Below are 26,253 nucleotides of genomic sequence, written 5' to 3' on the forward strand. Positions count from 1 at the left end.
CGGGCTTGCTCGCGAAAGCGGTGTGTCAGTCACATCTATGTTGGATGTGCCGCCGTCTTCGCGAGCAAGCCCGCTCCCACATTTTGGGAGCGGTGTTTTTCTTAGTGCTGCAGAATCTTGTTGAGGAAGTGCTGCGTACGCTCCGCGCGGGCATTGATGTCACCGAAGAACTCTTCTTTCTTGCAGTCTTCGATGATCTTGCCCTGGTCCATGAAAATCACGCGGTCGGCCACTTTACGGGCGAAGCCCATTTCGTGGGTCACGCACATCATGGTCATGCCTTCGTGGGCCAGTTGCACCATCACGTCGAGCACTTCGTTGACCATTTCCGGGTCGAGCGCCGAGGTCGGTTCGTCGAACAGCATGACGATCGGGTCCATCGCCAGCGCACGGGCAATCGCCACACGCTGCTGCTGACCGCCGGACAGTTGGCCAGGATGCTTGTGGGCGTGGGCCGAGAGACCGACGCGCTCGAGCAGTTGCAGGCCTTTCTTGGTGGCCTCTTCTTTGCTGCGGCCCAACACCTTGATCTGCGCGATGGTCAGGTTTTCGGTGATGGTCAGGTGCGGGAACAGCTCGAAATGCTGGAACACCATGCCCACGCGCGAACGCAGTTTCGGCAGGTTGGTCTTCGGGTCGGCGATGGAGGTGCCGTCGACCACGATGTCGCCTTTCTGGAACGGTTCCAGGGCGTTGACGCACTTGATCAGGGTCGACTTGCCGGAACCGGATGGCCCGCACACCACGATCACTTCACCTTTCTTGACCTCGGTGCTGCAATCAGTCAGTACCTGGAAGTCCCCATACCACTTGTTGATGCTTTTGATAGAGATCATACGGCGAACCTTTTTTGCAGACGCTTGACCAGCTGCGAGGCGGCAAAGCTGATGATGAAGTACACGAGACCCGCGAAAATCAGGAACTCATTGGAGCGGCCAATGATGTCGCCACTGGCGCGCGAAGCATTGAGGAAGTCCACCAGGCCGACGGCGTAGACCAGCGAGGTGTCCTGAAACAGGATGATGCTCTGTTGCAGCAACAGCGGCGTCATCTTGCGGAACGCTTGCGGCAGGATGATCAGGCGCATCATCTGGCCGTAAGACATGCCCAGTGCCTGGGCAGCACCCATCTGGCCCTTGGGAATCGACTGCACACCGGCGCGGACTATTTCGCAGAAGTACGCCGCTTCGAACATCATGAACGCCACGATGCACGAGGCGAACGCGCCGATCGGTGTGTCTTCGCCGGTGATCCAGCGCAGCACGAACGGTACCGCCAGGTAGAACCAGGTGATCACCAGCAGCAAGGGGATCGAGCGGAAATAGTTTACGTACGCGCCGGCGATGTTCGACAGCACTTTGTTGTGGGACAGACGCATCAACGCCAGGATGGTGCCGAGGATGATGCCGCCGATCACGCCCATGGCCATCAGCTTGAGGGTCATGATCATGCCGTTCCACAGGCCCGGCAGGGACGGGATGATGCCCGAGAAGTCGAATTCCATCATTTACCCCCTACGGAAATCAGGCCCGGTACGGCGACTTTCTTCTCGACCACGCGCATCAGCAACATCAGGCTCATGTTCAGGGTGAAGTAGATCAGCGTTGCCAGGGTGAAGGCTTCGAACAGGTTGGCGGAGAACTCAGCGGTCTGCTTGGTCTGCGCGAGCAGCTCCATCAAACCGATCAGCGAGGCCACGGAGGTGTTCTTGAAGACGTTCAGGAATTCCGAGGTAAGCGGCGGAATGATGATCCGGTAGGCCTGGGGCAGCAGCACGTTCCAGTAGATCTGCGGCAGCTTGAAACCCATGGCGCGAGCCGCGGATTCCTGGCCTTTTGGCAGGGCCTGGATACCGGTGCGCACCTGTTCGCAAACCCGGGCGGTAGTGAACAGGCCCAGGCACACCACGACGCTGAGGAAGGCCGAGGTGGTCGGGTTCAGATCCTGCTTGTACCACTCTTGCAGGTCCGCCGGCAGCAGGTCGGGTACCAGGAAGTACCAGATGAACAGCTGAACCAGCAGCGGCACGTTACGGAAGAGTTCGACGTAGCAGGTGGCGATGCCCGATACGATGCGGTTCGGCACGGTACGCATGACGCCCAGGATCGAGCCCAGTGTCAGGGCGATGATCCAGGCCGCGATGGCGATGCCGATGGTCCAGGCCAGACCGGTCACGTACCAGTCGAAATAGGTCTCGCTGCCCACGCCGGTGGACTTGAAGAACACGCCCCAGTCCCAGTTGTAATTCATTAGGGTCTCCCCTCAGTTCAATCGATGTACAAGTGCCCGCTTGGGGGAAGCTCCGTTCCCGCCCGACCTTTACGATCAGGCACACGCTCCCGGCTCGACAGCCACCGGTTCGAGTGTTTCCAAAAAATTCCAGCAGGAAGTGACCACCTCCTGAAAGGGCCAGGGCCCTCTCAGGAGATAAGGTTAGTCAGAAATCAGGACTTCTTGTCGTCAGCCGCTTTATCAGTCGGTTTGGCGATCAGGGCCTTGAGTTCGTCGCTCATCGGGAAGTTCAGGTTCAGGCCTTTTGGCGGGATCGGTTGCATGAACCACTTGTCGTAGATCTTGTTGATCTCGCCCGATGCGTAGGTGGCCTTGATGGCGTCATCCACAGCCTTTTTGAACGGCTCGTCGCCTTTGCGCACCATGCAGCCGTAGATTTCGTAGGACTGTGGAGTGCCGGTAACGGCCCAGTCACTTGCCTTCTTGGCCTTGGCTGCTTCACCGGCCAGCAGGGCGTCGTCCATCATGAAGGCCACTGCGCGGCCGGTTTCCAGCATCTGGAAGGACTCGCCGTGGTCTTTGGCGGAGATGACGTTCATGCCCATCTGCTTGTCGGCGTTCATCGCCTTGAGGATGCGCTCGGACGTGGTGCCAGCGGTGGTCACGACGTTCTTGCCGGCCAGGTCAGGGAAATCCTTGTACTTGGAGTCGGCCTTGGACAGCAGGCGAGTACCGATTTCGAAGATGCCAACGGAGAAGTCAACTTGCTGCTGACGCTCGACGTTGTTGGTGGTGGAGCCGCACTCGAGGTCCACGGTGCCGTTTTGCACCAGAGGGATACGGGTTTGCGAAGTCACCAGGTTGTACTTGACCTGGAGGTTCGGCATGTCGAGGTCTTTTTTCAGCGCTTCGACGACTTTCAGCTGGATGTCGTGGGAGTAGCCGACCGGTTTGCCGGTAGCGTCGGCAATGTAGGAAAACGGAATGGAAGCGTCGCGATGGCCCAGGGTGATGGTGCCGGACTCTTTGATCTTCTTCAGGGTGCCGGTGAGTTCGGCGGCGAAAACTGGCGTGCTGATCAGAGCGGCAGCAATGGCTGCGCCCAGGATATGGGGAACGATGCGCATCAAATTTTCCTCGACATTGTTTTTTTTATGGAGCCAGTTCATCGGCCCTTTTGTGCTGCAAAACACCTGAGCGCTACGATGAGTCGGCGCAAAGGACATTCGTCGAAGAAGTGTAGAGCATGACTCGTGCCAGACCAGTCATTATTAGTTACATCATTGATTTGTAAGGAAAAATAATATTTTGTGCGCTGAAATTTCAGTGAAGTGGTCCGGTTAACCGAACCGACCGTCAGGTCGCGTTCGGAAAACCGAATGGTGGCGGGGTGCTACCCGGCCATCAGGGGTATTTGCGCTTGTCCGGCGCCGGCGGGAAGTACTGGTACAACCAGGTCTCACTCAGCGTACGGTCGTTGGTGCGGATGAACAGGCGCAGTTCGACGGGTTCCACGCTGTCATTGGTCGGGTACCAGTCAAACAGGATGCGGTAGCCCTTGATGTCATCGAGCTTGAGGACGCTGAAATCCTTGACCTCGCCGTTCGAGCAAGTGACCACCGGCTCGATGCCCGCGCCTTCAGGCAAGCGGTCCAGGCCACCGCCGGTGAAGTCCACGGCAAAACGGCGGGCCCAGACTGGCGGGTAGTGTTCGCCCGGCGCCCAGCCTTCGGTGAAGCCGCCCATCCCGGAGCGGGTCGCATTGACCCGTGCCAGCGGCGTTCCGACTGGCGGCAATGCGCTCCAGTACAGCTTGTAGCCGTAGTTCAGTGAGTCGCCGGCCGCCACCGGTTTCTTCGGCGTCCAGAAGGCGACGATGTTGTCCATGGTCTCGCCGGTTGTCGGGATCTCCAGCAGATCGACCGAGCCTTCGCCCCACGCCGTGGTCGGTTCTACCCACAGGCTCGGGCGACGGCTGTACCAGTCGACGGTGTCCTGATAGCTGGCGAACTCGTGGTCGGTCTGCACCAGGCCGAAGCCCTTCGGGTCGGTATCGGCGAAGGCATTGAATTGCAGGGTGGCCGGGTTGTTCAGCGGGCGGCAGATCCACTCGCCGTTACCGCGCCACATGGCCAGGCGGTCGGAGTCGTGGATTTGCGGGTGAATGGTGTCGCACATCCGGCGCTCGTGGGTGCCGCAACTGAACATGCTGGTCATCGGCGCGATGCCTAGCTGGTCGATGGCGGTGCGTGCGTTGACGTGGGCATCGACCTCCATCACCACGCGCTCGGCCTGGCAGTCGATATCGAAGCGGTAGGCGCCGGTGGCGCTCGGCGAGTCGAGCAGGGCGTAGACCACGAAGCGGGTGCTGTCCTTGTTCGGTGTCTCGAACCAGAACTTGGTGAAGTCGGGAAATTCTTCGCGTTTCTTGGCGTAGGTGTCGATCGCCAGGCCGCGGGCCGACAAACCGTACTGGCCGGTGGCGTCTACCGCACGGAAGTAACTGGCGCCGAGGAAGGACACGACATCGTGCTTGTCCAGTTCCGGGGCCTTGAACAACTTGAAGCCGGAGAAACCCAGGTCGCCCTTGAGCTGTGCGGTGTCGACCGTGGTGTTTTCATAGTTGAACAGCGACGGGCGGAAATGCACCTCGCGGGCCATCCGGGTTTTCGGATCGACGCTGTACATGCGCACCGGCTGCTTGAACCCCATGCCGACGTGGAAGAACTGCACGTCCAGCTGCCCCTTGTTTTCTTTCCACAACGAATGATTGCCGTCGTAGCGAATCGCATTGAAATTCTGCGGGGTCATGGTCGCCAGGGTCGGCGGCAACTGTTGCTTGGTGTCCTGGTAGCGATTGCTGGCGAGCTGTTTGGCCTGGAGCTTCAGCGCCTCGAAATCGAACGCGGTGGCCTCGCCATCAGCGGTGCCACCGCTGGCGGCCCAGGCCTTGGCGGCCAACAGGCCCGTGGCGGACAAACCGGTGTAGGCCGCGATGGCCATGGAGGCTTTGAGCAAGTTCCTGCGGTGCATAAATACAACCTGTCGTGAGCAATCCCGCGCCGTTCCTGGCACGTGCTGGATCAGAAATATCGGTTCGGACATGCCTTCGGCCAAACGCAACGGACTTATAAACAGATGCCCGACAGCTTAAACCGTTCGAATGCGGAGCAAAATTGATTGATGGCACTGCGCTGGCTCGGCAATGAAACAAGACATGTCGGGAAACAATTCCGACAGGGGTTTCTGATTTAGAGGGCATTTCTGCTTTTTTCGACTAATTACTCTAAAAACCGCTTTTCAGCGCCCGGATTATTTCTATTCTGTGCACATGACCGGTTTAAGCCCGAAAGACCGGTGCGGTTCAGTCGGCACGATGCGGCTGCCGAAAAGGGGTAGGGCGATGCGGTTTTTTGCAGTTTTCTTTGACGTTTAGAAGGACATCGTCCATGTCGAAAGTACAAGGCATCACCGAAATGTTGGGAATCTTTCCGTGTCTGGCCCTGGGGCGACGAAGACGCCGGCTCAATAGCGAGGAAATGAAACTGGTGGAACGCTATCGGGAGCTGTCGGAGAGCGACAGGATTGCGATGAGGTATCTGGTGGACGCGATGAGGAGTGTTTCGCGGTTTTGAGTGGACCTGGAGCCGTAATGTAGGAGCGAGCCTGCTCGCGATGGTCGTTAACGATGACGCGTCCGTTCTGGATGTACGCGGTGTCTTTGAGTCCATCGCGAGCAGGCTCGCTCCTACAGTTTCCCTTTTTGATCGGCTCGATTTATCCCTTCAACGGCAAGTGCCCGAGATTGGAAAGGGTCGCTGCACTTGCATCAGTTCAGGCATGTCTCGCCACTTGATCCAGGCGTGGTGTTGGTAATGCAGCAAGGGCACCGAAACTCCGGCCCAATTCAAGGAACTCAGACTTGGCAGGTTTTCCACAGGCTCTGATTTCGCATCACGCAGCGAGGGTATGACTTCGTTGCTCAACCACTGACGCAGATTGCGGTTTTCCGGGACGAAGTGGTGAACCAGCAAGGCGTACACGCCTGATTCGCTGACCATCAGGGTTTCGACCGTTTTGCCGTCTTTGCGAAGCCAGACGGTGCGACGTTGGTCTGCGTCGAGTTTCAGGGTGAGCCGTTCATTCAGGGGTTTGCCCATCAGGCGCCCAAGGTCCTGAACACAGAACCAGGCCTGGTTGTCTTGCATGAAAGCGTGGAGGAAGCGGTTGTGGCGGGTGAAGACAGTGGGATCGAAATAGGGAAGAGGCGAGCCTTGAGGATGCATTGGCATGGCGTGATTTCCGTTTTGGCTTGGAAAGTCGCCACCAACCCTTCGACAGGTTGGGTGGCGGACCGAGTGGCGTTCGAAGTCGGGACACTTCCAAGTCAAAACGGAAGCCGAAAGGCCCGCGCCACACGGCCCGCCATAATGCAGAACTGAAGGCATAAAACAGCCACAGTTCTATGGGGGCACACGAGCACCGTTTTGACTTGTTCCGGCTTCGACTCCGGGCCGCTGATTTGGCAGCGACGGAACAAAGCCTATCGGTCAGGCGCTCGCGGCGCCAAGTCTACTCTGGCGACGCTTGTTGTAGGAATCGAGGGTTTTTCAGGCAGGCTGAATCTGTAGGAGTTTACTGTTTGCAGTGTGGCGGTGGCGCCATCGCGAGCTGGCTCGCTCCTACAGGGGAATGCGTTCCAAATGTGGGAGCAAGCCTGCTCGCGATGCTTTAGTGCTTGAACATCACATGCCGCACAACGGTGTAGTCCTCCAGCCCATACATGGACATGTCCTTGCCATAGCCGGACAGTTTCTGACCGCCGTGGGGCATTTCGCTAACCAGCATGAAGTGCGTATTCACCCAGGTGCAGCCGTACTGCAAACGCGCTGACAGGCGATGGGCGCGGCCGACGTCGGCGGTCCACACGGAGGAGGCCAACCCGTAGTCCGAATCGTTGGCCCAGCCCAGCACTTGGGCTTCATCGGTGAATTTGGTTACCGACACCACTGGCCCGAACACTTCGCGGCGCACGATTTCGTCGTCCTGTTGTGCGTCGGCCAGCACGGTCGGTTCGAAGAAGAAACCATCGCCCTCAACCGCCTTGCCGCCAGTGATCAAACGAATGTGTGGCTGGGCGATGGCGCGCTCGACGAAGCCGGCAACGCGGTCGCGGTGTTGTGCGGTGATCAGCGGGCCGAGTTCGGTCGACGGATCATCCTGCAAGCCGTACTTGATGCTGCTGACGGCGGCGCCGAGCTTCTCCACGAACTTGTCGTAAATGCCTTCCTGGGCATAGATGCGGCAGGCGGCGGTGCAGTCCTGGCCTGCGTTGTAGAAACCGAAGGTGCGGATGCCTTCGACGGCGGCATCGATGTCGGCGTCGTCGAAGATGATCACCGGGGCTTTGCCGCCCAGTTCCATGTGCATGCGTTTGACGGTGTCGGCGGTGCTGGAAATGATGTTCGAGCCGGTGGCAATCGAACCGGTCAGCGACACCATGCGCACTTTCGGGTGAGTGACCAATGGGCTGCCGACGGTAGGACCACGGCCGAACACCAGGTTGAGTACGCCGGCCGGGAAGATATCTGACGCCAGTTCAGCCAGGCGCAGGGCTGTCAGCGGAGTCTGTTCCGACGGTTTGAGCACCACGGTATTACCGGCGGCGAGGGCCGGGGCGATTTTCCAGGCGACCATCATCAATGGGTAGTTCCACGGCGCAATGGAGGCGATCACGCCCACCGGATCTCGGCGGATCATCGAGGTGTGCCCCGGCAAGTACTCGCCACCGGTTGAACCACTCATGCAGCGGCTGGCGCCGGCGAAGAAACGGAACACGTCGGCAATTGCCGGGATCTCGTCGTTCAGCGCTGCGCTGTAAGGCTTGCCGCAGTTGTCCGATTCCAGTTTGGCCAGTTCTTCGCCGTGGGCTTCGATGGCATCGGCGAGTTTGAGCAGCAGCAGCGAGCGGTCTTTCGGCGGGGTATGCGACCAGCTGTCGAACGCAGCGTCGGCGGCGCGCACGGCGGCATCGACCTGGGCTTCGCTGGCTTCGTTGATTTCCACCAGCACACTACCCAGCGCCGGGTTGAACACTGGTTGGGCGGGGCCTTCGCCGCTTTGCAGTTGGCCGTTGATCAGGAGTTTGGTTTGCATGGCTTTGTCCTCTTCGGAACTGTTGTTTTTTCTCGGTGGAAACCGGCTCTAATTGTGGGAGCGGGCTTGCTCGCGAAAGCGGTGTGTCAGGCACCATCACTGTTGAATGTGATGGCCTCTTCGCGAGCAAGCCCGCTCCCACATTGAATTCGGCTCCTACCGGGAGTAATCGTTGTCAGTTACTTACCACCACTGCCCGCAACGCTCTCACCACCACGGGTCAGGTAATAAGCGCCGAGGATCGGCAGCATGGTCACCAGCATCACCAGCATCGCCACGACGTTGGTCACCGGCACGTCCCGTGGGCGGCTGAGCTGGTTGAGCAGCCACAGCGGCAGGGTGCGTTCATGGCCGGCGGTGAAGGTGGTGACGATGATTTCGTCAAACGACAGGGCGAACGCCAGCATGCCGCCGGCCAGCAATGCCGAGCCGAGGTTCGGCAGGATGATGTAGCGGAAGGTCTGCCAGCCGTCGGCGCCGAGGTCCATCGAGGCCTCGATCAAACTGTGTGAGGTGCGGCGCAAACGGGCGATGACGTTGTTGTAGACGATCACCACACAGAAGGTCGCGTGGCCGACGATGATGGTGAACATCCCCGGCTCGATTCCCAGGGTCTTGAAGGTCGCCAGCAACGCGATCCCGGTGATGATCCCCGGCAGGGCAATCGGCAGGATCAGCATCAGCGAGATGCCTTGTTTGCCGAAGAAGTCCCGGCGGTACAACGCGGCCGAAGCCAATGTGCCAAGGACCATGGCGATCAGGGTGGCAATCGAGGCGATCTGCAACGACAGCTTGATGGCCTCGAGCACGTCCGGCCGCGAGAACGCCACGCCGATCCACTTCCAGGTGAAACCCTTGGGTGGAAAGCTGAACGCCGCGTCTTCGGTATTGAAGGCGTACAGGAAGATGATCAGGATCGGGAAGTGCAGGAACACCAACCCGCCCCAGGCGGCGAGGCGCAGGCCCAGGGAAGCTTTGTCAGAGTGCATCGAAGGCCCCCAGTCGTTTGACGATGGACAGGTAAATGGCGATCAGCACGATAGGCACCAGGGTGAAAGCAGCGGCCATCGGCATGTTGCCGATCGCGCCTTGCTGGGCATACACCATGCTGCCGACGAAGTAGCCGGGCGGGCCGACCAGTTGCGGCACGATGAAGTCGCCCAGGGTCAGCGAGAAGGTGAAGATGGAGCCGGCGGCAATGCCCGGGATCGACAGCGGCAGAATCACTTGCATGAAGGTCTGGCGCGGCTTGGCGCCGAGGTCGGCGGAGGCTTGCAGCAGCGAAGGCGGCAGGCGTTCCAGCGAGGCCTGGATCGGCAGGATCATGAACGGCAGCCAGATGTAGACGAACACCATGAAGCGCCCCAGGTGTGAGGTCGACAAGGTGCTACCGCCAACTCCCGGAATGCCCAGTACGAACTGCAGGACCGGCTCCAGCCCCAGGTGCTGCACGAACCACTGCGCCACGCCGCCCTTGGCCAGCAGCAGTGTCCAGGCGTAGGCCTTGACGATGTAACTGGCCCACATCGGCATCATCACTGCGATGTAGAAAAACGCCTTGGTCTTGCCGGTGGTGTAGCGCGCCATGTAGTAGGCAATCGGGAACGCGACGATGGCGCTGGCAATCGATACGGCAATCGCCATGCCCAGGGTGCGCAGGATGATGTCGAAGTTCGACGGCTGGAACAGCGCGGTAAAGTTCGCCAGGGTCAGGTCGGGAGTGACCGCCATGGTGAAGTCATCGAAGGTGTAGAAACCTTGCCACAGCAGGACCAGCAATGAACCCAGGTAGATCGCGCCGAACCACAGCAGCGGCGGCACCAGCAGTAGCGACAGGTAAAAATTTGGCCGGCGATACAGCAGGTTGGAAAACCTGCGCAGCAGCGAGCTGCTGGCCGGAGATTGAGGGATAGCCACGGTGTTCATCTCACACCCCGCCTGCAACAGTGTCGTGCAACGGAATCATTGCCTCGCGCGCCCAGCGTGCGCTGATGCGCTGCCCGGTCTGGTGCTGTGCACTGGTGTCCAGCCACTGGTTGTTGGCCTTGCTGATGTTCAGGGTCTGGCCGTTTTCCAGTTTCAGCTCATAGCGAGTCGCACTGCCCTGGTACTGGATGTCATGTAGCAAACCGCTGACTTCAATCTCGTAGCTGGCCAGCGGACCTTCGGCGAATCGCACGTGTTCCGGGCGAATCGAGAACGGTTGCGGATTGCCACTCAACTGTTTGGCCAGATCGCCGCGAATCACGTTGGAGGTGCCAACGAATTCCGCCACGAAGGTGGTGGCCGGTTTCATGTACAGGTTGCGCGGGCTATCGACTTGTTCGATGCGCCCCTTGTTGAATACGGCCACGCGGTCGGACATCGACAAGGCTTCGGTCTGGTCGTGGGTGACGAAAATGAAGGTGATGCCGAGCTGACGTTGCAGCTTCTTCAGCTCGCCCTGCATTTGCTCGCGCAACTTCAGGTCGAGGGCGCCGAGGGGTTCGTCGAGCAGCAGCACCCGTGGACGATTGACCAGGGCACGGGCCAGGGCTACACGCTGGCGCTGACCACCGGAGAGCTGTACCGGCTTACGTTCGCCGTAGCCACCGAGGGCGACCATGTCGAGGGATTCTTCGGCGCGCTTGAGACGTTCGGCCTTGCCGACGCCTTTGACTTTCAAGCCGTAGGCGACGTTGTCGCGAACGTTCATGTGCGGGAACAACGCGTAATCCTGGAACACGGTGTTCACGTCGCGCTGGTACGGCGGCAGGCCGGCGGCCTCCTCGCCATGAATACGGATGGAGCCCGCGCTCGGTTGTTCAAAACCGGCAATCAGGCGCAAACAGGTGGTCTTGCCCGAGCCGGACGGCCCCAGCATGGAGAAAAACTCGCCGTCCTGGATGTCGATGGAAACCCGGTCTACGGCTTTCACTTCGCCGAATTGACGGGAAACGTTGGTGAACTGGACTGCAAGCGTCATGGTGCGGTGCTCCAAAAAGGCGAAGGCCGTCGCAGCGGCCCTGCCTGGACTTCTGAAAAACGAACATCGGGTTTCTGCACTTCTGTGGGAGCGAGCTTGCTCGCGATGGCGGAGTGTCAGTCAGCAACAATATTGACTGTAATGCCCCCATCGCGAGCAAGCTCGCTCCCACAGGGGAGGGCGGGTTATCTACCGCCCATGATCGCGATGTAGTCCTGGGTCCAGCGGCTGTACGGCACGAACTTGCCGCCTTCAGCCTGCGGGGTTTTCCAGAAGGCGATCTTGTCGAAATTGTCGAAACCGTTGGTCTTGCAGCCTTCGGCACCGAGTAATTCACTGCCCTTGCACGCTGCCGGCACCGCTGGCAACGAACCGAACCAGGCCGCTACGTCACCCTGGACTTTCGGTTGCAGCGACCAGTCCATCCACTTGTAGGCGCAATTGGGGTGCTTGGCTTCGGCATGCAGCATGGTGGTGTCGGCCCACCCGGTGGCGCCTTCTTTCGGGATGGTCGAGGCGATTGGCTGCTTCTCGTTCATCAGGCCGTTGACCTGATACGGCCAGGCACCGGAGGCGACCACGCCTTCGTTCTTGAAGTCGCTCATTTGCACGGTGGTGTCGTGCCAGTAGCGGTGGATCAACGGCTGCTGGGCGCGCAGCAGATCGAGCACGGCCTTGTACTGGGCTTCGGTCAGTTCGTACGGGCTCTGGATACCCAGTTCCGGCTTGGCGGACTTCAGGTACAGCGCCGCGTCGGCGATGTAGATCGGGCCGTCATAGGCTTGCACGCGACCCTTGTTCGGCTTGCCGTCCGGCAGGTTTTCCGCGTTGAACAACACGCCCCAGCTGGTGGGCGCGGTCTTGAACACGTTGGTGTTGTACATCAGCACGTTCGGGCCCCATTGGTACGGGGTGCCGTAGGTCTGCTTGTTGACCACGTACCAGGGTGCATCCTTGAGGCGCGGGTCGAGGTTCTTCCAGTTCGGGATCAACGCGGTGTTGATCGGCTGCACACGCTTGCCGACGATCAGGCGCAGGGAGGCGTCGCCGGACGCGGTCACCAGATCGTAACCGCCCTTGGCCATCAGGCTGACCATTTCATCGGAGGTGGCGGCGGTCTTGACGTTGACCTTGCAGCCGGTTTCCTTCTCGAACCCGGTCACCCAGTCGTAGGCCTTGTCGCTCTCGCCACGTTCGATGTAGCCGGGCCAGGCCACAATATCCAGTTGGCCTTCGCCCGCCCCGACAGCTTTGAGCGGCTCGGCGGCCTGGACACTGGCGCTGGCCAGCAGCGCGGTGGTGATTGCACTGAGCAGTGCGGTCTTGTGCACGAACATTGGAATTCCCTCTTCTTTAAATTATGGTCGGGGCAGTTGTGAACGTGGTGAAGCATGCCGTTGGCGGCTTGTTATTAGCTTAGTCAGAGATGCTCGCCATGGCGGGCCATGATGTGCCGCACCACGCTGTAGTCCTGAAGCGAATCGCTGGACAGGTCCTTGCCGTAGCCCGAACGCTTCAAGCCGCCGTGGGGCATTTCGCTGACCAGCATGAAGTGGCTGTTGATCCAGGTGCAGCCGTACTGCAAGCGCGCCGCGACCTGCATGGCCTTGTCGAGGTTCTGGGTCCAGACCGACGAGGCCAGGCCGTATTCCGAGTCGTTGGCCCAGTCCACCGCTTGTTCCAGCTCATCGAAGCGGGTCACGGTGACCACCGGCCCGAACACTTCGCGCTGGACGATCTCGTCACTTTGCTTGCAACCGGCGAGCAGGGTCGGCTGGTAATAGAAGCCGGCGCCGGAGTGCACCGCTGCGCCGGTTACCCGCTCGATGTGCGGCTGGCCCAAGGCACGTTCGACGAAACTGGCCACGCGGTCGCGTTGGCGGGTGCTGATCAGCGGGCCGATTTCGTTGTCGGCATCGCGCTTGCCGGCGAAACGCAGGCTGCCGACGGCCGCGCCGAGCTCGGCCACCAGGCGGTCATGAATCCCGGCCTGGGCATAAATGCGGCAAGCGGCGGTGCAATCCTGGCCGGCGTTGTAGTAGCCGTAGGTGCGTACGCCTTCGACCACGGCCTGAATGTCGGCATCGTTGCAGACGATCACCGGGGCCTTGCCGCCGAGTTCGAGGTGGGTGCGTTTGAGTGTCTTCGACGCGGCCTGGAGAATCTTTTGGCCGGTGACGATATCGCCGGTCAGCGACACCATGCGCACTTTAGGGTGGCTCACCAGGTGGCTGCCGACGCCTTCGCCGCCACCGCAAATAATGTTGATTACACCGCGCGGCAGGATCTCGGCCAGCGCTGGCGCCAGGGCCAGGATCGACAGCGGCGTGTGTTCCGACGGCTTGAACACCAGGGTGTTGCCAGCGGCGAGGGCCGGGGCGATTTTCCACGCGGCCATCATGATCGGGTAGTTCCACGGCGCAATCGACGCCACGACCCCGATAGGATCGCGCCGGACCATGCTGGTGTAGCCCGGCAGGTATTCGCCGCTGAGCTGGCCGGTCTGGCAACGCACGGCACCGGCGAAGAAGCGGAACACGTCGACCGTGGCATTGAGGTCATCCTGACGGGCCAGGTGCAACGGCTTGCCGCAATTCAGGGCTTCGAGGCGGGCGAGATGGTCGGCGTTTTTTTCGATGGCGTTGGCAATGTCCAACAGCAGGTTTGAGCGCTGTTGTGGCGTGGTCCGCGACCAACCGGCAAAGGCGCGGTGGGCGGCGAGGATGGCTGCTTCGACTTGTTCGGTGCTGGCTTCGGCGATTTGCGTCAGGATTTCGCCGGTGGCCGGATTGATGATGGGTTCGGCAAAGCCTTGCCCTGCGACTATTTCACCATCGATCAACAAGGCGGTGAACAACGGGGTCTGCGCACCAGCCATTTTTCGGGTTCTCGTTTTTTGTGTGGCTTGTTGTGTAGACATGGCAGCGCTCCCTGTGACTGGGGCCCGGCCGTCTTATTAGATGCAACAAGACTAGTTCGCGGACCCGAGGACAACAAATACTAAATACTGAAGGTAGCGTTCGATTAAATAGATGGCTTGCGCCCGCCATGGGGTTGTTCGCGCGCGACCGTGAGGAAGGGGTCCACCAATGCCGGCCGCGCGGTGCCGCGACGCCAGGCCAGGCCGACATCCAGGGTCTGGCTGAGGTCGGCGATCGGCCGCGCTTCGATGATGTCGCCCTCCAGTGACCACGGGCGATAGGTCATGTCGGGCTGGATCGATACGCCCAGGCCAGCGGCCACAAGGCTTCGCACCGCTTCGGTCGAGGCCGTGCGCAGGGTGATGCGCGGTTGCAAGGAGGCTGCCGACCACATGCGTTGGGCGTTGCGGTCCATTTCATCGACGTTCAGTTGAATCAATGGCTCGCGGGCCACGTCGGCGAGGTTGATGCTGTCGTGTTCCAGCAGCGGGTGCTGGGCCGGCAGCCATAGCCGGTGCGGCGAGCGGGTCAACACTTCGGTCTGCAATGCGTGGCGGTCTTCGAGGTTGGACAGGATCAACACGCCGACATCGATCTCGCCGCTGACCAGCAAATGCTCGATGTACGGGCGCTCATCCTCCATCACGCGGATTTCCACGTTGGGGTAGGCGCGCTGGAAACGGGTGAGCAAATCCGCCAGGTAATAACCGGCCACCAGGCTGGTCACGCCGACGATCAGTTGCCCGGCGACCTGGTCGGTGCTCTGTTGCAGGCTGCGCTTGGCGTTATCCACCGTGGCCAGGATCAAGTGCGCCTGACGCAGGAATTGATGCCCCTGGTGGGTCAGGGTCATGCCCTTGGCATGGCGGCTGAACAGGCTGACGCCGATTTCCTCCTCCAGTTGCTGGATCGCCAGGGTCAGGGTCGACTGGGAAATGAACGCGGTTTGCGCGGCGGCCGAGATCGAACCGGTCTCGGCCACGGCGATGAAGTGACGGATCTGACGCAAGGTCATCATGGGGAAGTACCCGGTGGGCTGTTTTTATCGATTGGCGAGAGTGTATATCGTTTTTTCTGATAGGCCGGCGCAAGCGGCAAGGGGCGCATTGAGGGAGTGCAACATCTGGAAGCACTCTCGCCCACGGGGCGTGGGCACTTTCGTTTTAGGCTGGTGGTCTTGGTTTCAGGTTAAACGTCTTGTGGAGGCGGTAAATGAACACCCGTGGATTGCTCGATCAACTACTCAAGTCCGGTCAGGACCTGTTGCAGAACAAGGCCGGCAGCCCGCTGCAAAAGGGTGCGAGCGGTGGCAACGGAGGCCTCGGCAGTTTGCTCTCCGGCGCGAGTGGCGGGGCATTGGCGGCAGGCGCCATGGGCTTGCTGCTCGGCAGCAAAAAGGCCCGTAAAGTCGGGGGCAAGGTCGCGGTCTACGGCGGTCTCGCCGCGTTGGGCGTGCTGGCCTATAAAGCCTACGGAAACTGGCAGGCCCAGCAGGGCGGTGCGGCCGGTGCGCAACCGCAAACCCTGGACCGCGTACCAGACGCGCAAGTCGAGCTGCACAGTCAGGCGATTCTCAAGGCGCTGGTGGCTGCGGCCAAGGCTGACGGTCATGTCGATGAGCGTGAGCGTGCCTTGATCGAAGGCGAATTCACCCGGCTCGACAGCGATCAGGAGCTGCAACACTGGCTGCACGCCGAGCTCAACAAGCCACTGGACCCGAGCGATGTCGCCCGCGCCTCCCGCTCCCCGGAAATCGCCGCCGAGATGTACATCGCCAGCGTGATGATGGTGGACGAGGAAAACTTCATGGAGAAGGCCTATCTCGATGAGCTGGCGCGGCAGCTCAAGCTGGAGCCGGGGTTGAAGGCCGAGCTTGAGAAGCAGGTTCGCCAGGCTTCCCTGTAATCCTTCAGACTGTATTCGCGAGCAGGCTCGCTCCCACATCAGGTCTTCAGTGATCACAGATTCTGCATACACCAGAGACTCAATGTGGGAGCGAGCCTGCTCGCGATGGCGTTTTCAGCCACACCACCTTCCCAATGGTCATTCCACGGCCCCTTTCTGCCCAATCACCCCTGGCACCCATCCCGCCTTTTTTTGACGGGATGAGAAGTAGCGCGCAACCGTCTTATAAATGAAACACCGCCCTCGGCTATACTCCCCGCATTTCGAATCGGCTCCGAGGAATGACTGTGAAGAACTGGACGTTACGCCAACGCATTTTGGCGAGCTTTGCGGTAATTATCGCCATCATGTTGCTGATGGTGGTTGTCTCGTATTCGCGGCTGTTGAAGATCGAAAAAAGCGAGGCCAGCGTGCGTGAGGACGCTCTGCCAGGGTTGTATTACAGCTCGATGGTTCGTGGCGCGTGGTCCGACAGTTATGTACGCATTCAGGCCATGCTCGGCCTGGAGGAAGGGCAGAGCTTCACTGCCGAGGATGCCGCGAGCTTCAAGGGCTACGCCGAGCGGTTGAAAGAGCAGATGGAGCTCTACCGTGGAACGATTGCCGACGAAGAAGACAGAGTCGAGTTCGCCGCGTTCGAAAAGCTTCATGAGGACTACCACCGGATTCTGGCCGCGGTGATCGAGTTGTATAAACGCAACCAGAACGCCGAGGCCGTCAACATGTTCAAGGGTGAACTGACCCCGACCTGGACAGCGGGTCGAATGAAGGTCAATGAAATCCTGCGTCACAACAAGTCTGTGGCGGACACAGACATCGCGGCCATTGACGATGCAGTGCTCACAGCCAAAGTCATCATGGGTATTTCCCTGGTGATCGCGGTGCTGGCGGCCGCTCTCTGTGGTCTGTTGCTGATGCGCGCCATCATGGCGCCGATGAACCGCATCGTGAGAATCCTCGAAATCATGCGCACCGGCGACCTCAGCAGCCGCCTGAACCTGGAGCGCAAGGACGAATTCGGCGCGGTAGAGACCGGGTTCAACGACATGATGACCGAGCTCACTTCTCTGGTGTCCCAGGCCCAGCGCTCGTCGGTGCAGGTGACCACGTCGGTGACCGAGATCGCCGCGACGTCCAAGCAGCAACAAGCCACCGCCACCGAAACCGCCGCCACCACCACGGAAATCGGCGCGACCTCCCGTGAGATCGCCGCCACTTCCCGGGATCTGGTGCGCACCATGACCGAGGTCTCCACCGCCGCCGATCAGGCTTCCGTGGCTGCCGGTTCCGGTCAGCAAGGCCTGGCACGCATGGAAGAAACCATGCACTCGGTGATGGGCGCGGCCGATCTGGTCAACGCCAAGCTGGCGATCCTCAACGAGAAGGCCGGCAACATCAATCAGGTGGTGGTCACCATCGTCAAGGTCGCCGACCAGACCAACCTGTTGTCGCTCAACGCCGCCATCGAGGCCGAGAAGGCCGGGGAATACGGACGCGGCTTTGCCGTGGTCGCCACCGAAGTGCGGCGCCTGGCGGACCAGACGGCCGTGGCCACCTACGACATCGAGCAAATGGTGCGCGAGATCCAGTCGGCGGTGTCGGCCGGGGTCATGGGCATGGACAAGTTCTCCGAAGAGGTGCGTCGCGGGATGTCCGAGGTACAGCAAGTCGGCGAGCAGTTGTCGCAGATCATCCATCAGGTCCAGGCGCTGGCGCCGCGGGTGCTGATGGTCAACGAAGGCATGCAGGCCCAGGCTACCGGCGCCGAGCAGATCAACCATGCGCTGGTGCAGTTGGGTGATGCCAGCAGCCAGACGGTCGAGTCTCTGCGCCAGGCCAGTTTCGCCATCGATGAACTGAGCCAGGTGGCCGTCGGGCTGCGCAGCGGCGTTTCGCGATTCAAAGTCTGATGAGCGAAATCACGGCCAAACGCTCTGCCGTGAAGCAGGCGCTGCATGCCTTGTTTCTGGTGTTTCGCATCGGCAACGAGCGCTATGCCTTGAAGGCTATCGAAGTGGCTGAAGTGCTGCCGTGCCTGCCGTTGAAGCCCATTCCCCATGCCCCCGCCTGGGTCGCCGGGGTGTTCGCCTATCGGGGCACCGTGGTGCCGGTGATCGACTTGAGCGCACTGACCTTTGGCATGCCTGCACAGGCCCGTACCAGCACGCGACTGGTGCTGGTCAACTATCGCCCGGATGAAACCGCCGAGACACAACTGCTCGGGCTGATTCTGGAACAGGCGACTGACACCTTGCGCTGCGATCCGGCGGATTTTCAGCCTTATGGCCTGGACAATCGCCAGACGCCTTACCTCGGGCCGGTGCGCAAGGACGAGCGGGGGTTGCTGCAATGGGTGCGGGTCGGCGATCTGCTGGACGATCAGGTGCGCGCATTGTTGTTTCCCTCGCCGCCAATGGATCCGGCACTGCTGCAGGAGCGGCCATGAACAGCGATCAGCGTTTTTTCGACTTTCTCAAGGAAACCATCGGACTCGACGTGACCTCGGTAGGGCCTGCGATCATCGAGCGAGCGGTGCGCCAGCGCAGCATCGTTTCGCAAGCAGTGTCGGCCGATGAGTATTGGCACACCTTGCAGGGCTCGCGGGACGAGCAGCAGGCCTTGATCGAGGCGGTGATCGTTCCGGAAACCTGGTTCTTCCGCTATCCGGAGTCCTTCGTCACCCTGGCGAAACTGGCGAGCAAGCGTCTGGCCGAAATCAACAACCTGCGCGCCCTGCGAATTCTCAGCCTGCCATGCTCCACGGGCGAAGAACCGTACTCGATCGCCATGGCGTTGCTCGATGCCGGGCTCAAACCGCACCAGTTCAAGGTCGACGGCCTGGACGTCAGCCCGTTGTCAGTGGAAAAAGCCCGTCGGGCGTTGTACGGCAAGAATTCCTTTCGGGGTGACGACATTGCGTTTCGCGACCGTCATTTCATCGCCGAAGGCGAGAGCTATCGCCTCGATCAGCGGGTGCTCGAGCAAGTGCGCCTGCAGGTAGGCAATCTGCTGGATCCGGCCTTGCTGGCCGGTGAACCGCCATTCGATTTCGTGTTTTGTCGCAACCTGCTGATCTACTTCGACCAGCCGACCCAGAAGCTAGTCTTCGAAGTGCTCAAGTGCCTGACCCACGTTGACGGCGTGCTGTTTATCGGCCCGGCCGAAGGCGGTCTGCTGGGGCGTTTGGGGATGCGCTCGATTGGTATCGCGCAGTCCTTCGCGTTCAGTCGACAGGGAGCTGCGGACCCTGATCCCTTGCCGACGTTCGTTCCTGCGCCATTGCCGGTGCCGCAACCGTTGCGCAATCCACCGCCTGCGCCAGTGCGCAGCCGTCCGTTTGCCCGGGTTGCGCCGCTGCGGCCTGCGCCTGCAACCTCCGGCTCCGACACTGCCGCGCTGCTGGCCAATATCGCCGTGCTGGCCGATGAAGGCAAAAGCGCCGAGGCGCGAGCGGCGTGTGAAAGCTACTTGCGCAGCCATGAACCGGTGGCTCAGGTCTTTTATTGGTTGGGGCTGCTCAGCGATGTGGCTGGCAATACCCTTGAAGCACAGGGTTTTTACCGCAAGGCGTTGTACCTGGAACCGCAACATCCTGAAGCGTTGATGCACCTGGCCGGCTTGCTGCAGGCCCAGGGCGACGCGATGGGAGCCAGACGATTGCAGGAGCGTGCCGCCCGCAGCGCACGTTCCGTCGACAGTGAGCGTAAACGATGATCGCCTCCGATACCTTCAGCGTCACCCGGGATGCCCAGGCCATCGACGATTGCTGGAACCGCATTGGTATCCACGGTGACAAGTCCTGCCCGCTGCTCAGCGACCATATTCATTGCCGCAATTGTGCGGTGTATTCGGCGGCCGCCACACGCTTGCTCGATCGTTATGCATTGCAGCAGGAAGATCGCGGGACTGTGTCCGTCGCGGTCGAGAGTGAGGTGAAAACCCGCTCGCTGTTGATGTTCCGTCTGGGTGAGGAGTGGCTGGGGCTCGCGACCCGTAGCCTGGTAGAGGTGGCGCCGTTGCAAGCGATTCACTCGTTGCCGCATCAACGTTCCCGGGCCTTGCTCGGCGTGGCGAATGTACGCGGAGCGCTGGTTGCCTGCCTGTCGCTGGTGGAACTGCTCGGGCTCGACGGCGCCAGCAGCGTGGCCACCGGTGCACGGGTCATGCCACGCATGCTGATCATCGCCGCCGACGGCGGGCCGGTGGTGGTGCCGGTGGACGAAGTCGACGGGATTCACGCCATCGACGAGCACATCCTCGATACCGCATCGCGCTCAGGTGCTCAGGCCAGCGCCAAATACACCCGTGGCGTGTTGCAATTCAAAGGTCGCAGCCTGCGTTGGCTGGATGAAGAGCAGCTGTTGTGCGCCGTGACCCGGAGCCTCACATGACCCCCGAGCAAATGCGCGACGCTTCGTTGCTTGAGCTGTTCAGTCTGGAGGCCGAAGCCCAGACCCAAGTCTTGAGCGCCGGCCTGCTGGCGCTTGAGCGCGATCCGACCCAGGCCGATCAACTTGAATCGTGCATGCGTGCCGCGCACTCGCTCAAGGGTGCGGCGCGGATCGTCGGTGTCGACGCCGGAGTCAGCGTCTCCCATGTGATGGAAGATTGTCTGGTCAGCGCCCAGGAAGGCCGCCTGTTGCTGCGCCCCGAGCATATCGATGCGTTGCTGCAAGGCACCGATCTGCTGATGCGCATCGCCACACCGAGCAACAACCCGGAAGTCGCGGACATCGGGGCCTATGTGGCGTTGATGGCGCGGTTGCTGGACCCGGCGGCCCCGCTGGTTTCGCCTGCCGCACCGGTGATGGCCGAACTTCAGCTCGAAGCACCCGCGCCGAAGGTCGAGTCGCCGGCGCCTGTCGTCGAACCGCCATCGGCGCCAGCTCCACACAAGACCAAACGCACCACCGAAAACGGCGAACGTGTGCTGCGTGTCACCGCCGAGCGCCTGAACAGCCTGCTCGATCTGTCGAGCAAATCCCTGGTGGAAACCCTGCGGCTCAAACCGCACCTGGCGACCATGCAGCGACTCAAGCGCATGCAGAGCAACAGCCTGCGCGCACTGGAGAACCTCAATGTGCATCTCAAGGATCACGCCTTGAGCCTGGAAGCCCAGGAAGCCCTTGAGGATGCGCGGCGCTTGCTCGCGCAATCCCAGCAACTGCTCATGGAAAAGAACGCCGAACTCGACGAGTTCGCCTGGCATGCCAGCCAACGGGCGCAGGTGTTGTACGACACGGCGCTGGCCTGTCGCATGCGGCCCTTTGCCGATGTGCTGACCGGGCAAGTGCGGATGGTCCGGGATCTGGGGCGCGATCTGGGCAAACAAGTGCGCCTGGAGATTGAAGGCGAAAAAACCCAGGTCGATCGCGACGTGCTGGAAAAGCTCGAAGCGCCGCTGACTCACCTGTTGCGCAACGCGGTCGACCACGGCATCGAAACCCCGGAGCAGCGCCTGCTGGCCGGCAAGCCGGCTGAAGGTTTGATTCGCCTGCGCGCGTCCCATCAGGCCGGTCTGCTGGTGCTTGAACTGAGCGACGACGGCAACGGCGTGGACCTGGAAAAGCTCCGTCGCAGCATCGTTGAACGAAATTTGTCCCTCGCGGAAACCGCCGCTCAGTTGAGCGAAGAGGAATTGCTGACGTTCCTGTTCCTGCCCGGTTTCAGTCTGCGCGACAAGGTCACCGAGGTGTCCGGTCGCGGCGTCGGCCTGGATGCGGTGCAGCACATGGTCCGGCAGCTGCGCGGCGCGGTGGTGCTGGAGCAGACGGCGGGCGAGGGCAGTCGTTTCCACCTTGAGGTGCCGCTGACCCTGTCGGTGGTGCGCAGCCTGGTGGTGGAAGTCGGCGACGAAGCCTATGCCTTCCCGCTGGCGCACATTGAGCGCATGTGCGACCTGGAGCCGGCGGATATCGTGCAGGTCGAAGGCCGCCAGCATTTCTGGCACGAAGGCCGGCATGTCGGCCTGGTGGCGGCCAGTCAGTTGCTGCAACGTCCGGCCAGCCAGAACAGCGGGCAAACCCTGAAGGTCGTGGTGATTCGCGAGCGCGATGCCATCTACGGCGTGGCCGTGGAGCGGTTCATCGGTGAGCGGACGTTGGTGGTGCTGCCGCTGGACGAGCGTCTGGGCAAGGTGCAGGACATTTCCGCCGGGGCCCTGCTCGACGACGGTTCGGTGGTGCTGATCGTGGATGTCGAAGACATGCTGCGTTCGGTGGAAAAACTGCTCAACACCGGGCGTCTGGAGCGCATTGCCCGTCACAGCAATCAGGTGGTCGAGGCGGCCCGCAAACGAATTCTGGTGGTGGATGATTCCCTGACCGTGCGAGAGTTGCAGCGCAAGCTGTTGCTCAATCGCGGCTATGACGTGGCGGTTGCGGTGGACGGCATGGATGGCTGGAACGCGCTGCGTTCGGAGGATTTCGATCTGCTGATCACCGACATTGATATGCCGCGCATGGACGGCATCGAACTGGTCACGCTGCTGCGTCGGGACAATCGCCTGCAATCGCTGCCGGTGATGGTGGTGTCCTACAAGGATCGTGAAGAGGACCGGCGCCGTGGACTGGATGCCGGGGCCGACTATTATCTAGCCAAGGCCAGTTTTCATGACGACGCCTTGCTCGATGCAGTGGTCGAGCTCATCGGAGGAGCGCGGGCATGAGGATCGCAATCGTCAATGACATGCCCATGGCGGTGGAGGCCCTGCGCCGCGCCCTGGCTTTCGAGCCGGCCCACGAGGTGGTCTGGGTCGCCGGCAATGGTGCCGAGGCGGTGCGCCAGTGCGCGCTGGACACACCGGACCTGATTCTGATGGACCTGATCATGCCGGTGATGGATGGCGTCGAGGCCACGCGGCGGATCATGGCCGAGACCCCGTGTGCCATCGTCATCGTCACCGTGGATCGCCAGCAGAACGTGCACCGGGTGTTCGAGGCCATGGGCTACGGTGCGCTGGACGTGGTCGACACCCCGGCCCTCGGCGCCGGCAATGCCCAGGAAGCGGCGGCGCCGTTGTTGCGCAAGATCTTGAACATCGTCTGGCTGATCGGCGACAAGGGTAACCGCCCACGCCCGGTGCCGGCACCCTTGCGCAGTTCGGGCTCACGCCAGGGCCTGATCGCCATTGGCTCATCCGCCGGTGGGCCGGCAGCGCTGGAAGTCTTGCTCAAGGGGCTGCCGCGTGATTTCTCTCCGGCCATTGTGCTGGTGCAACACGTTGACCAGGTGTTTGCCGCCGGCATGGCTGAATGGCTCGGCACTGCCAGCGGCCTTGATGTGCGCCTGGCCCAGGAGGGCGAGCCGCCGCAAAGCGGCAGGGTATTGCTGGCCGGCACCAATCACCATATTCGCTTGTTGAAAAACGGCACGCTGGCCTACACCGCCGAACCGGTCAACGAAATCTACCGGCCCTCCATCGATGTGTTCTTCGAGAGCGTGGCCAGTTACTGGAGCGGTGACGCCGTGGGGGTTTTGCTCACCGGCATGGGGCGTGATGGCGCCCAAGGGCTTAAACTCATGCGCCAACAGGGCTACCTGACCATCGCACAAGACCAAAACAGCAGTGCGGTGTACGGCATGCCGAAGGCGGCCGCAGCCATCGACGCTGCCGTGGAGATTCGCCCGCTGGACAAGATAGCGCCACGATTGCTGGAGATTTTCGCCAAATGAGCACCTTTTTCCTCATTCCTGGCTCAGGTAGTACTCAGGTGACCGCACATGACTGAATTACAGCTCGACGACTTCAAGACCGACGAAAACGCCGCCATGGTGTTGCTGGTGGACGATCAGGCCATGATCGGCGAAGCCGTGCGTCGCGGCCTGTCGAACGAAGAGAACATTGATTTCCACTTCTGCTCCGACCCGCACCAGGCCATCGCCCACGCGGTGCGCATCAAGCCGACAGTGATCCTGCAGGATCTGGTCATGCCCGGTCTTGACGGTCTGAGCCTGGTGCGCGAATACCGCAATCACCCGGCGACCAAGGACATTCCGATCATCGTTCTGTCGACCAAGGAAGACCCGCTGATCAAGAGCGCGGCCTTTGCGGCCGGGGCCAACGATTATCTGGTCAAGCTGCCGGACAATATCGAACTGGTCGCGCGCATCCGCTACCACTCGCGCTCCTATATGACCCTGCTGCAACGGGATGCGGCGTACCGCGCGTTGCGGGTCAGCCAGCAGCAACTGCTCGACACCAACCTGGTGCTGCAACGCCTGATGAACTCCGATGGCCTGACGGGGTTGTCGAACCGTCGGCACTTCGATGAATACCTGGAACTGGAGTGGCGCCGTTCGCTGCGTGAGCAGAGCCAGTTGTCATTGCTGATGATCGATGTCGACTACTTCAAGGCCTACAACGACAGCTTCGGCCACCTGGAAGGCGATGAAGCCCTGCGCAAGGTCGCCGCGGCGATCAAGGACGCCAGTGCCCGGCCTTCGGACCTGCCGGCCCGCTACGGCGGCGAAGAGTTCGCCCTGGTGCTGCCCAACACCTCCCAGGGCGGTGCACGGTTGGTGGCCGAGAAGCTGCGCCAGACCGTGGCAGCCCTGAAGATCCCGCACAACTCGCCGGCCGAAGGTTCGAGCCTGACCATCAGCATCGGCCTGTCGACTATTACCCCGAAAGCGGGCAGCAACTGCCGCGACCTGATCCTGGCGGCGGACAAGGGGCTGTATTCGGCGAAGAACAATGGGCGTAATCAGGTGGGCATCGGCTGAACAGCCTCCCCCCTGTAGGAGCGAGCCTGCTCGCGATGGTCGTCAACGATGACGATGGCTATCTGAATAAACGCGGTGCCTGAGCGTTTTTCGCGAGCGAGCTCGCTCCTACAAGGGCTTGGCTTTTCGGCCAGGCGGACTGCCGTTTTCGGCTGTTTCCCGGTATACTCGCCGGCTTTCAAAAGTTCGCCAACGAGTGCTGCCCGTCATGGAAATCAACCCGATCCTGAACACCATCAAGGACCTGTCCGAGCGCTCCGAAACTATTCGGGGGTATCTTTGACTACGATCAAAAGCATGAGCGTCTGACCGAAGTCAATCGCGAGCTTGAAGATCCGAGTGTCTGGAACAAACCTGAATACGCCCAGGAACTGGGCCGCGAGCGCGCTGCACTGGCGCAGATCGTCGATACCCTGGACGAGCTGAACACCGGTCTGGCCGATTGCCGCGACCTGCTGGACATGGCCGTCGAAGAGAACGACGAAGGCGCAGTGGGCGATGTCGTCGCCGAGCTGGCCCGTCTCGAGGAAAGTCTGGCCAAGCTGGAATTCCGCCGCATGTTCAGCCACGAAATGGACCCGAACAATGCCTACCTGGACATCCAGGCCGGTTCCGGCGGCACCGAAGCCCAGGACTGGGCCAATATCCTGCTGCGCATGTACCTGCGCTGGGCCGACAAGCGCGGCTTCGACGCGACCATCATGGAACTGTCCGCCGGTGAAGTCGCCGGGATCAAGGGCGCGACCGTGCACATCAAGGGCGAATACGCGTTTGGCTGGTTGCGGACCGAAATCGGCGTGCACCGTCTGGTGCGCAAGAGCCCGTTCGACTCCGGCAACCGTCGCCACACCTCTTTCTCGGCGGTGTTCGTCTCGCCAGAGATCGATGACAAGGTGGAAATCGAGATCAATCCGGCAGACCTGCGAATCGACACCTATCGTTCCTCCGGTGCCGGTGGTCAGCACGTAAACACCACCGACTCGGCCGTACGTATCACCCACGTACCGACCAACACCGTGGTCAGCTGCCAGAACGAACGTTCCCAGCACGCCAACAAGGACACCGCCATGAAAATGCTGCGGGCCAAGTTGTACGAGCAGGAAATGCAGAAGCGCAACGCGGCGTCCCAGGCGCTGGAAGACACCAAGTCCGATATCGGCTGGGGTCATCAGATCCGTTCGTACGTGCTCGATGCCTCGCGCATCAAGGATCTGCGCACCAACATCGAACGCAGCGACTGCGACAAGGTGCTCGACGGCGACATCGACGAATACCTGGAAGCGAGCCTGAAGTCCGGGCTGTAAGCAATGCAATACAGGATCGGCTGACCCGGCGCGATCCTTGTAGGAG

22 protein-coding genes and 1 pseudogene are annotated in these 26,253 nt (G+C 61.1%); 10 read left to right on the forward strand and 13 right to left on the reverse strand.

Going from position 1 to position 26,253, the window contains the following annotated elements; translation table 11 throughout:
* Window positions 1-101: 101 nt before the first annotated feature.
* From PspS34_RS05190 to PspS34_RS05210, 5 genes are all read right to left on the reverse strand, one after another.
* Window positions 102-836 carry an amino acid ABC transporter ATP-binding protein gene (locus tag PspS34_RS05190; RefSeq protein WP_057716227.1) on the reverse strand — a complete coding sequence of 245 codons (735 nt, stop codon included), beginning with the start codon at window positions 834-836 and terminating at the stop codon, window positions 102-104.
* Window positions 833-1,504 carry an ABC transporter permease subunit gene (locus PspS34_RS05195; protein WP_057716226.1) on the reverse strand — a complete coding sequence of 224 codons (672 nt, stop codon included), beginning with the start codon at window positions 1,502-1,504 and terminating at the stop codon, window positions 833-835. Before PspS34_RS05195 ends, PspS34_RS05190 begins: the two co-directional genes overlap by 4 nt.
* Window positions 1,504-2,250: an amino acid ABC transporter permease gene (locus PspS34_RS05200; RefSeq protein ID WP_057716225.1), complete on the reverse strand. Its 747-nt coding sequence runs from the start codon at window positions 2,248-2,250 to the stop codon at window positions 1,504-1,506. The genes PspS34_RS05195 and PspS34_RS05200 overlap by 1 nt, the downstream gene beginning before the upstream one ends.
* 194 nt (window positions 2,251-2,444) lie before the next feature.
* On the reverse strand, window positions 2,445-3,359 hold the full coding sequence (locus PspS34_RS05205; RefSeq protein ID WP_154861835.1) for a glutamate/aspartate ABC transporter substrate-binding protein: 915 nt from the start codon (window positions 3,357-3,359) through the stop codon (window positions 2,445-2,447).
* Between the two features lie 277 nt (window positions 3,360-3,636).
* A complete protein-coding gene (locus PspS34_RS05210; protein WP_150815323.1) occupies window positions 3,637-5,265 on the reverse strand; it encodes a glucan biosynthesis protein D in 1,629 nt (542 codons plus the stop codon).
* Between the two features lie 416 nt (window positions 5,266-5,681).
* Here PspS34_RS05210 and PspS34_RS05215 point away from each other — a divergent pair, with 416 nt between their 5' ends.
* Window positions 5,682-5,867 (forward strand): hypothetical protein, encoded by a 186-nt coding sequence (locus PspS34_RS05215; RefSeq protein WP_046041279.1) that lies wholly within the window; start codon window positions 5,682-5,684, stop codon window positions 5,865-5,867.
* Window positions 5,868-6,017: 150 nt separating this feature from the next.
* Here the strand turns inward: PspS34_RS05215 and PspS34_RS05220 are convergent, their stop codons facing one another.
* From PspS34_RS05220 to PspS34_RS05255, 8 genes are all read right to left on the reverse strand, one after another.
* On the reverse strand, window positions 6,018-6,524 hold the full coding sequence (locus tag PspS34_RS05220) for a Bro-N domain-containing protein (RefSeq protein WP_150815321.1): 507 nt from the start codon (window positions 6,522-6,524) through the stop codon (window positions 6,018-6,020).
* A 439-nt stretch (window positions 6,525-6,963) separates the two neighbouring features.
* Window positions 6,964-8,388, reverse strand: coding sequence for a gamma-aminobutyraldehyde dehydrogenase (locus PspS34_RS05225; RefSeq protein ID WP_150815320.1), 1,425 nt, complete (start codon window positions 8,386-8,388; stop codon window positions 6,964-6,966).
* 179 nt (window positions 8,389-8,567) lie between these two features.
* On the reverse strand, window positions 8,568-9,377 hold the full coding sequence (locus tag PspS34_RS05230; RefSeq protein WP_057716221.1) for an ABC transporter permease: 810 nt from the start codon (window positions 9,375-9,377) through the stop codon (window positions 8,568-8,570).
* Window positions 9,367-10,314 carry an ABC transporter permease gene (locus PspS34_RS05235; RefSeq protein ID WP_154861834.1) on the reverse strand — a complete coding sequence of 316 codons (948 nt, stop codon included), beginning with the start codon at window positions 10,312-10,314 and terminating at the stop codon, window positions 9,367-9,369. The genes PspS34_RS05230 and PspS34_RS05235 overlap by 11 nt, the downstream gene beginning before the upstream one ends.
* A gap of 1 nt (window position 10,315) precedes the next feature.
* The gene (locus PspS34_RS05240) at window positions 10,316-11,353 is read right to left on the reverse strand and encodes an ABC transporter ATP-binding protein (RefSeq protein ID WP_154861833.1); all 1,038 of its coding nucleotides are present in this window, start codon (window positions 11,351-11,353) and stop codon (window positions 10,316-10,318) included.
* A gap of 185 nt (window positions 11,354-11,538) precedes the next feature.
* Entirely contained in the window at window positions 11,539-12,690 is a 1,152-nt protein-coding gene (gene ydcS, locus PspS34_RS05245; RefSeq protein ID WP_057716218.1) for a putative ABC transporter substrate-binding protein YdcS, read from the reverse strand.
* Window positions 12,691-12,773: 83 nt separating this feature from the next.
* Window positions 12,774-14,231 (reverse strand): gamma-aminobutyraldehyde dehydrogenase, encoded by a 1,458-nt coding sequence (locus PspS34_RS05250; RefSeq protein ID WP_223473733.1) that lies wholly within the window; start codon window positions 14,229-14,231, stop codon window positions 12,774-12,776.
* 146 nt (window positions 14,232-14,377) lie between these two features.
* Window positions 14,378-15,292 carry a LysR family transcriptional regulator gene (locus PspS34_RS05255; RefSeq protein ID WP_057716216.1) on the reverse strand — a complete coding sequence of 305 codons (915 nt, stop codon included), beginning with the start codon at window positions 15,290-15,292 and terminating at the stop codon, window positions 14,378-14,380.
* 194 nt (window positions 15,293-15,486) lie between these two features.
* Between PspS34_RS05255 and PspS34_RS05260 the strand changes: the two genes are divergently transcribed.
* From PspS34_RS05260 to prfB, 9 genes and pseudogenes are all read left to right on the forward strand, one after another.
* Window positions 15,487-16,179 carry a tellurite resistance TerB family protein gene (locus PspS34_RS05260; RefSeq protein WP_154861831.1) on the forward strand — a complete coding sequence of 231 codons (693 nt, stop codon included), beginning with the start codon at window positions 15,487-15,489 and terminating at the stop codon, window positions 16,177-16,179.
* Window positions 16,180-16,466: 287 nt separating this feature from the next.
* A complete protein-coding gene (locus tag PspS34_RS05265) occupies window positions 16,467-18,089 on the forward strand; it encodes a methyl-accepting chemotaxis protein (protein WP_150812974.1) in 1,623 nt (540 codons plus the stop codon).
* The gene (locus PspS34_RS05270) at window positions 18,089-18,625 is read left to right on the forward strand and encodes a chemotaxis protein CheW (RefSeq protein ID WP_150812872.1); all 537 of its coding nucleotides are present in this window, start codon (window positions 18,089-18,091) and stop codon (window positions 18,623-18,625) included. Before PspS34_RS05265 ends, PspS34_RS05270 begins: the two co-directional genes overlap by 1 nt.
* Entirely contained in the window at window positions 18,622-19,893 is a 1,272-nt protein-coding gene (locus PspS34_RS05275) for a protein-glutamate O-methyltransferase CheR (protein WP_154861829.1), read from the forward strand. Before PspS34_RS05270 ends, PspS34_RS05275 begins: the two co-directional genes overlap by 4 nt.
* A complete protein-coding gene (locus PspS34_RS05280; protein WP_090453333.1) occupies window positions 19,890-20,570 on the forward strand; it encodes a chemotaxis protein CheW in 681 nt (226 codons plus the stop codon). The genes PspS34_RS05275 and PspS34_RS05280 overlap by 4 nt, the downstream gene beginning before the upstream one ends.
* Window positions 20,567-22,846, forward strand: coding sequence for a hybrid sensor histidine kinase/response regulator (locus PspS34_RS05285; RefSeq protein ID WP_159389527.1), 2,280 nt, complete (start codon window positions 20,567-20,569; stop codon window positions 22,844-22,846). Before PspS34_RS05280 ends, PspS34_RS05285 begins: the two co-directional genes overlap by 4 nt.
* Window positions 22,843-23,853 carry a chemotaxis response regulator protein-glutamate methylesterase gene (locus PspS34_RS05290; RefSeq protein ID WP_150812875.1) on the forward strand — a complete coding sequence of 337 codons (1,011 nt, stop codon included), beginning with the start codon at window positions 22,843-22,845 and terminating at the stop codon, window positions 23,851-23,853. The genes PspS34_RS05285 and PspS34_RS05290 overlap by 4 nt, the downstream gene beginning before the upstream one ends.
* A 48-nt stretch (window positions 23,854-23,901) precedes the next feature.
* A pseudogene (locus PspS34_RS05295) lies at window positions 23,902-24,955 on the forward strand (PleD family two-component system response regulator).
* 156 nt (window positions 24,956-25,111) lie between these two features.
* A protein-coding gene (gene prfB / locus PspS34_RS05300; protein ID WP_109790603.1) for a peptide chain release factor 2 occupies window positions 25,112-26,207 on the forward strand; the annotation gives its coding sequence in 2 pieces (ribosomal slippage) (window positions 25,112-25,183 and window positions 25,185-26,207; 1,095 coding nt in all).
* Window positions 26,208-26,253 lie beyond the last annotated feature (46 nt).

Origin of the sequence: Pseudomonas sp. S34, assembly GCF_009866745.1 — a bacterium.
Taxonomy (GTDB): Bacteria; Pseudomonadota; Gammaproteobacteria; order Pseudomonadales; family Pseudomonadaceae; genus Aquipseudomonas; species Aquipseudomonas jessenii.

Excerpts from the sequence above, each read along its gene's own strand:
- PspS34_RS05215 (WP_046041279.1), top strand. The coding sequence starts at position 5,682 with ATGTCGAAAGTACAAGGCATCACCGAAATGTTGGGAATCTTTCCGTGT.
- PspS34_RS05195 (WP_057716226.1), bottom strand. The coding sequence starts at position 1,504 with ATGGAATTCGACTTCTCGGGCATCATCCCGTCCCTGCCGGGCCTGTGG.
- PspS34_RS05225 (WP_150815320.1), bottom strand. The coding sequence starts at position 8,388 with ATGCAAACCAAACTCCTGATCAACGGCCAACTGCAAAGCGGCGAAGGC.
- PspS34_RS05255 (WP_057716216.1), bottom strand. The coding sequence starts at position 15,292 with ATGATGACCTTGCGTCAGATCCGTCACTTCATCGCCGTGGCCGAGACC.
- PspS34_RS05190 (WP_057716227.1), bottom strand. The coding sequence starts at position 836 with ATGATCTCTATCAAAAGCATCAACAAGTGGTATGGGGACTTCCAGGTA.
- PspS34_RS05210 (WP_150815323.1), bottom strand. The coding sequence starts at position 5,265 with ATGCACCGCAGGAACTTGCTCAAAGCCTCCATGGCCATCGCGGCCTAC.
- PspS34_RS05280 (WP_090453333.1), top strand. The coding sequence starts at position 19,890 with ATGATCGCCTCCGATACCTTCAGCGTCACCCGGGATGCCCAGGCCATC.
- PspS34_RS05290 (WP_150812875.1), top strand. The coding sequence starts at position 22,843 with ATGAGGATCGCAATCGTCAATGACATGCCCATGGCGGTGGAGGCCCTG.
- PspS34_RS05250 (WP_223473733.1), bottom strand. The coding sequence starts at position 14,231 with ATGGCTGGTGCGCAGACCCCGTTGTTCACCGCCTTGTTGATCGATGGT.
- PspS34_RS05270 (WP_150812872.1), top strand. The coding sequence starts at position 18,089 with ATGAGCGAAATCACGGCCAAACGCTCTGCCGTGAAGCAGGCGCTGCAT.
- PspS34_RS05235 (WP_154861834.1), bottom strand. The coding sequence starts at position 10,314 with ATGAACACCGTGGCTATCCCTCAATCTCCGGCCAGCAGCTCGCTGCTG.
- PspS34_RS05220 (WP_150815321.1), bottom strand. The coding sequence starts at position 6,524 with ATGCCAATGCATCCTCAAGGCTCGCCTCTTCCCTATTTCGATCCCACT.
- PspS34_RS05205 (WP_154861835.1), bottom strand. The coding sequence starts at position 3,359 with ATGCGCATCGTTCCCCATATCCTGGGCGCAGCCATTGCTGCCGCTCTG.
- PspS34_RS05285 (WP_159389527.1), top strand. The coding sequence starts at position 20,567 with ATGACCCCCGAGCAAATGCGCGACGCTTCGTTGCTTGAGCTGTTCAGT.
- PspS34_RS05200 (WP_057716225.1), bottom strand. The coding sequence starts at position 2,250 with ATGAATTACAACTGGGACTGGGGCGTGTTCTTCAAGTCCACCGGCGTG.
- ydcS (WP_057716218.1), bottom strand. The coding sequence starts at position 12,690 with ATGTTCGTGCACAAGACCGCACTGCTCAGTGCAATCACCACCGCGCTG.
- PspS34_RS05275 (WP_154861829.1), top strand. The coding sequence starts at position 18,622 with ATGAACAGCGATCAGCGTTTTTTCGACTTTCTCAAGGAAACCATCGGA.
- PspS34_RS05240 (WP_154861833.1), bottom strand. The coding sequence starts at position 11,353 with ATGACGCTTGCAGTCCAGTTCACCAACGTTTCCCGTCAATTCGGCGAA.
- PspS34_RS05260 (WP_154861831.1), top strand. The coding sequence starts at position 15,487 with ATGAACACCCGTGGATTGCTCGATCAACTACTCAAGTCCGGTCAGGAC.
- PspS34_RS05230 (WP_057716221.1), bottom strand. The coding sequence starts at position 9,377 with ATGCACTCTGACAAAGCTTCCCTGGGCCTGCGCCTCGCCGCCTGGGGC.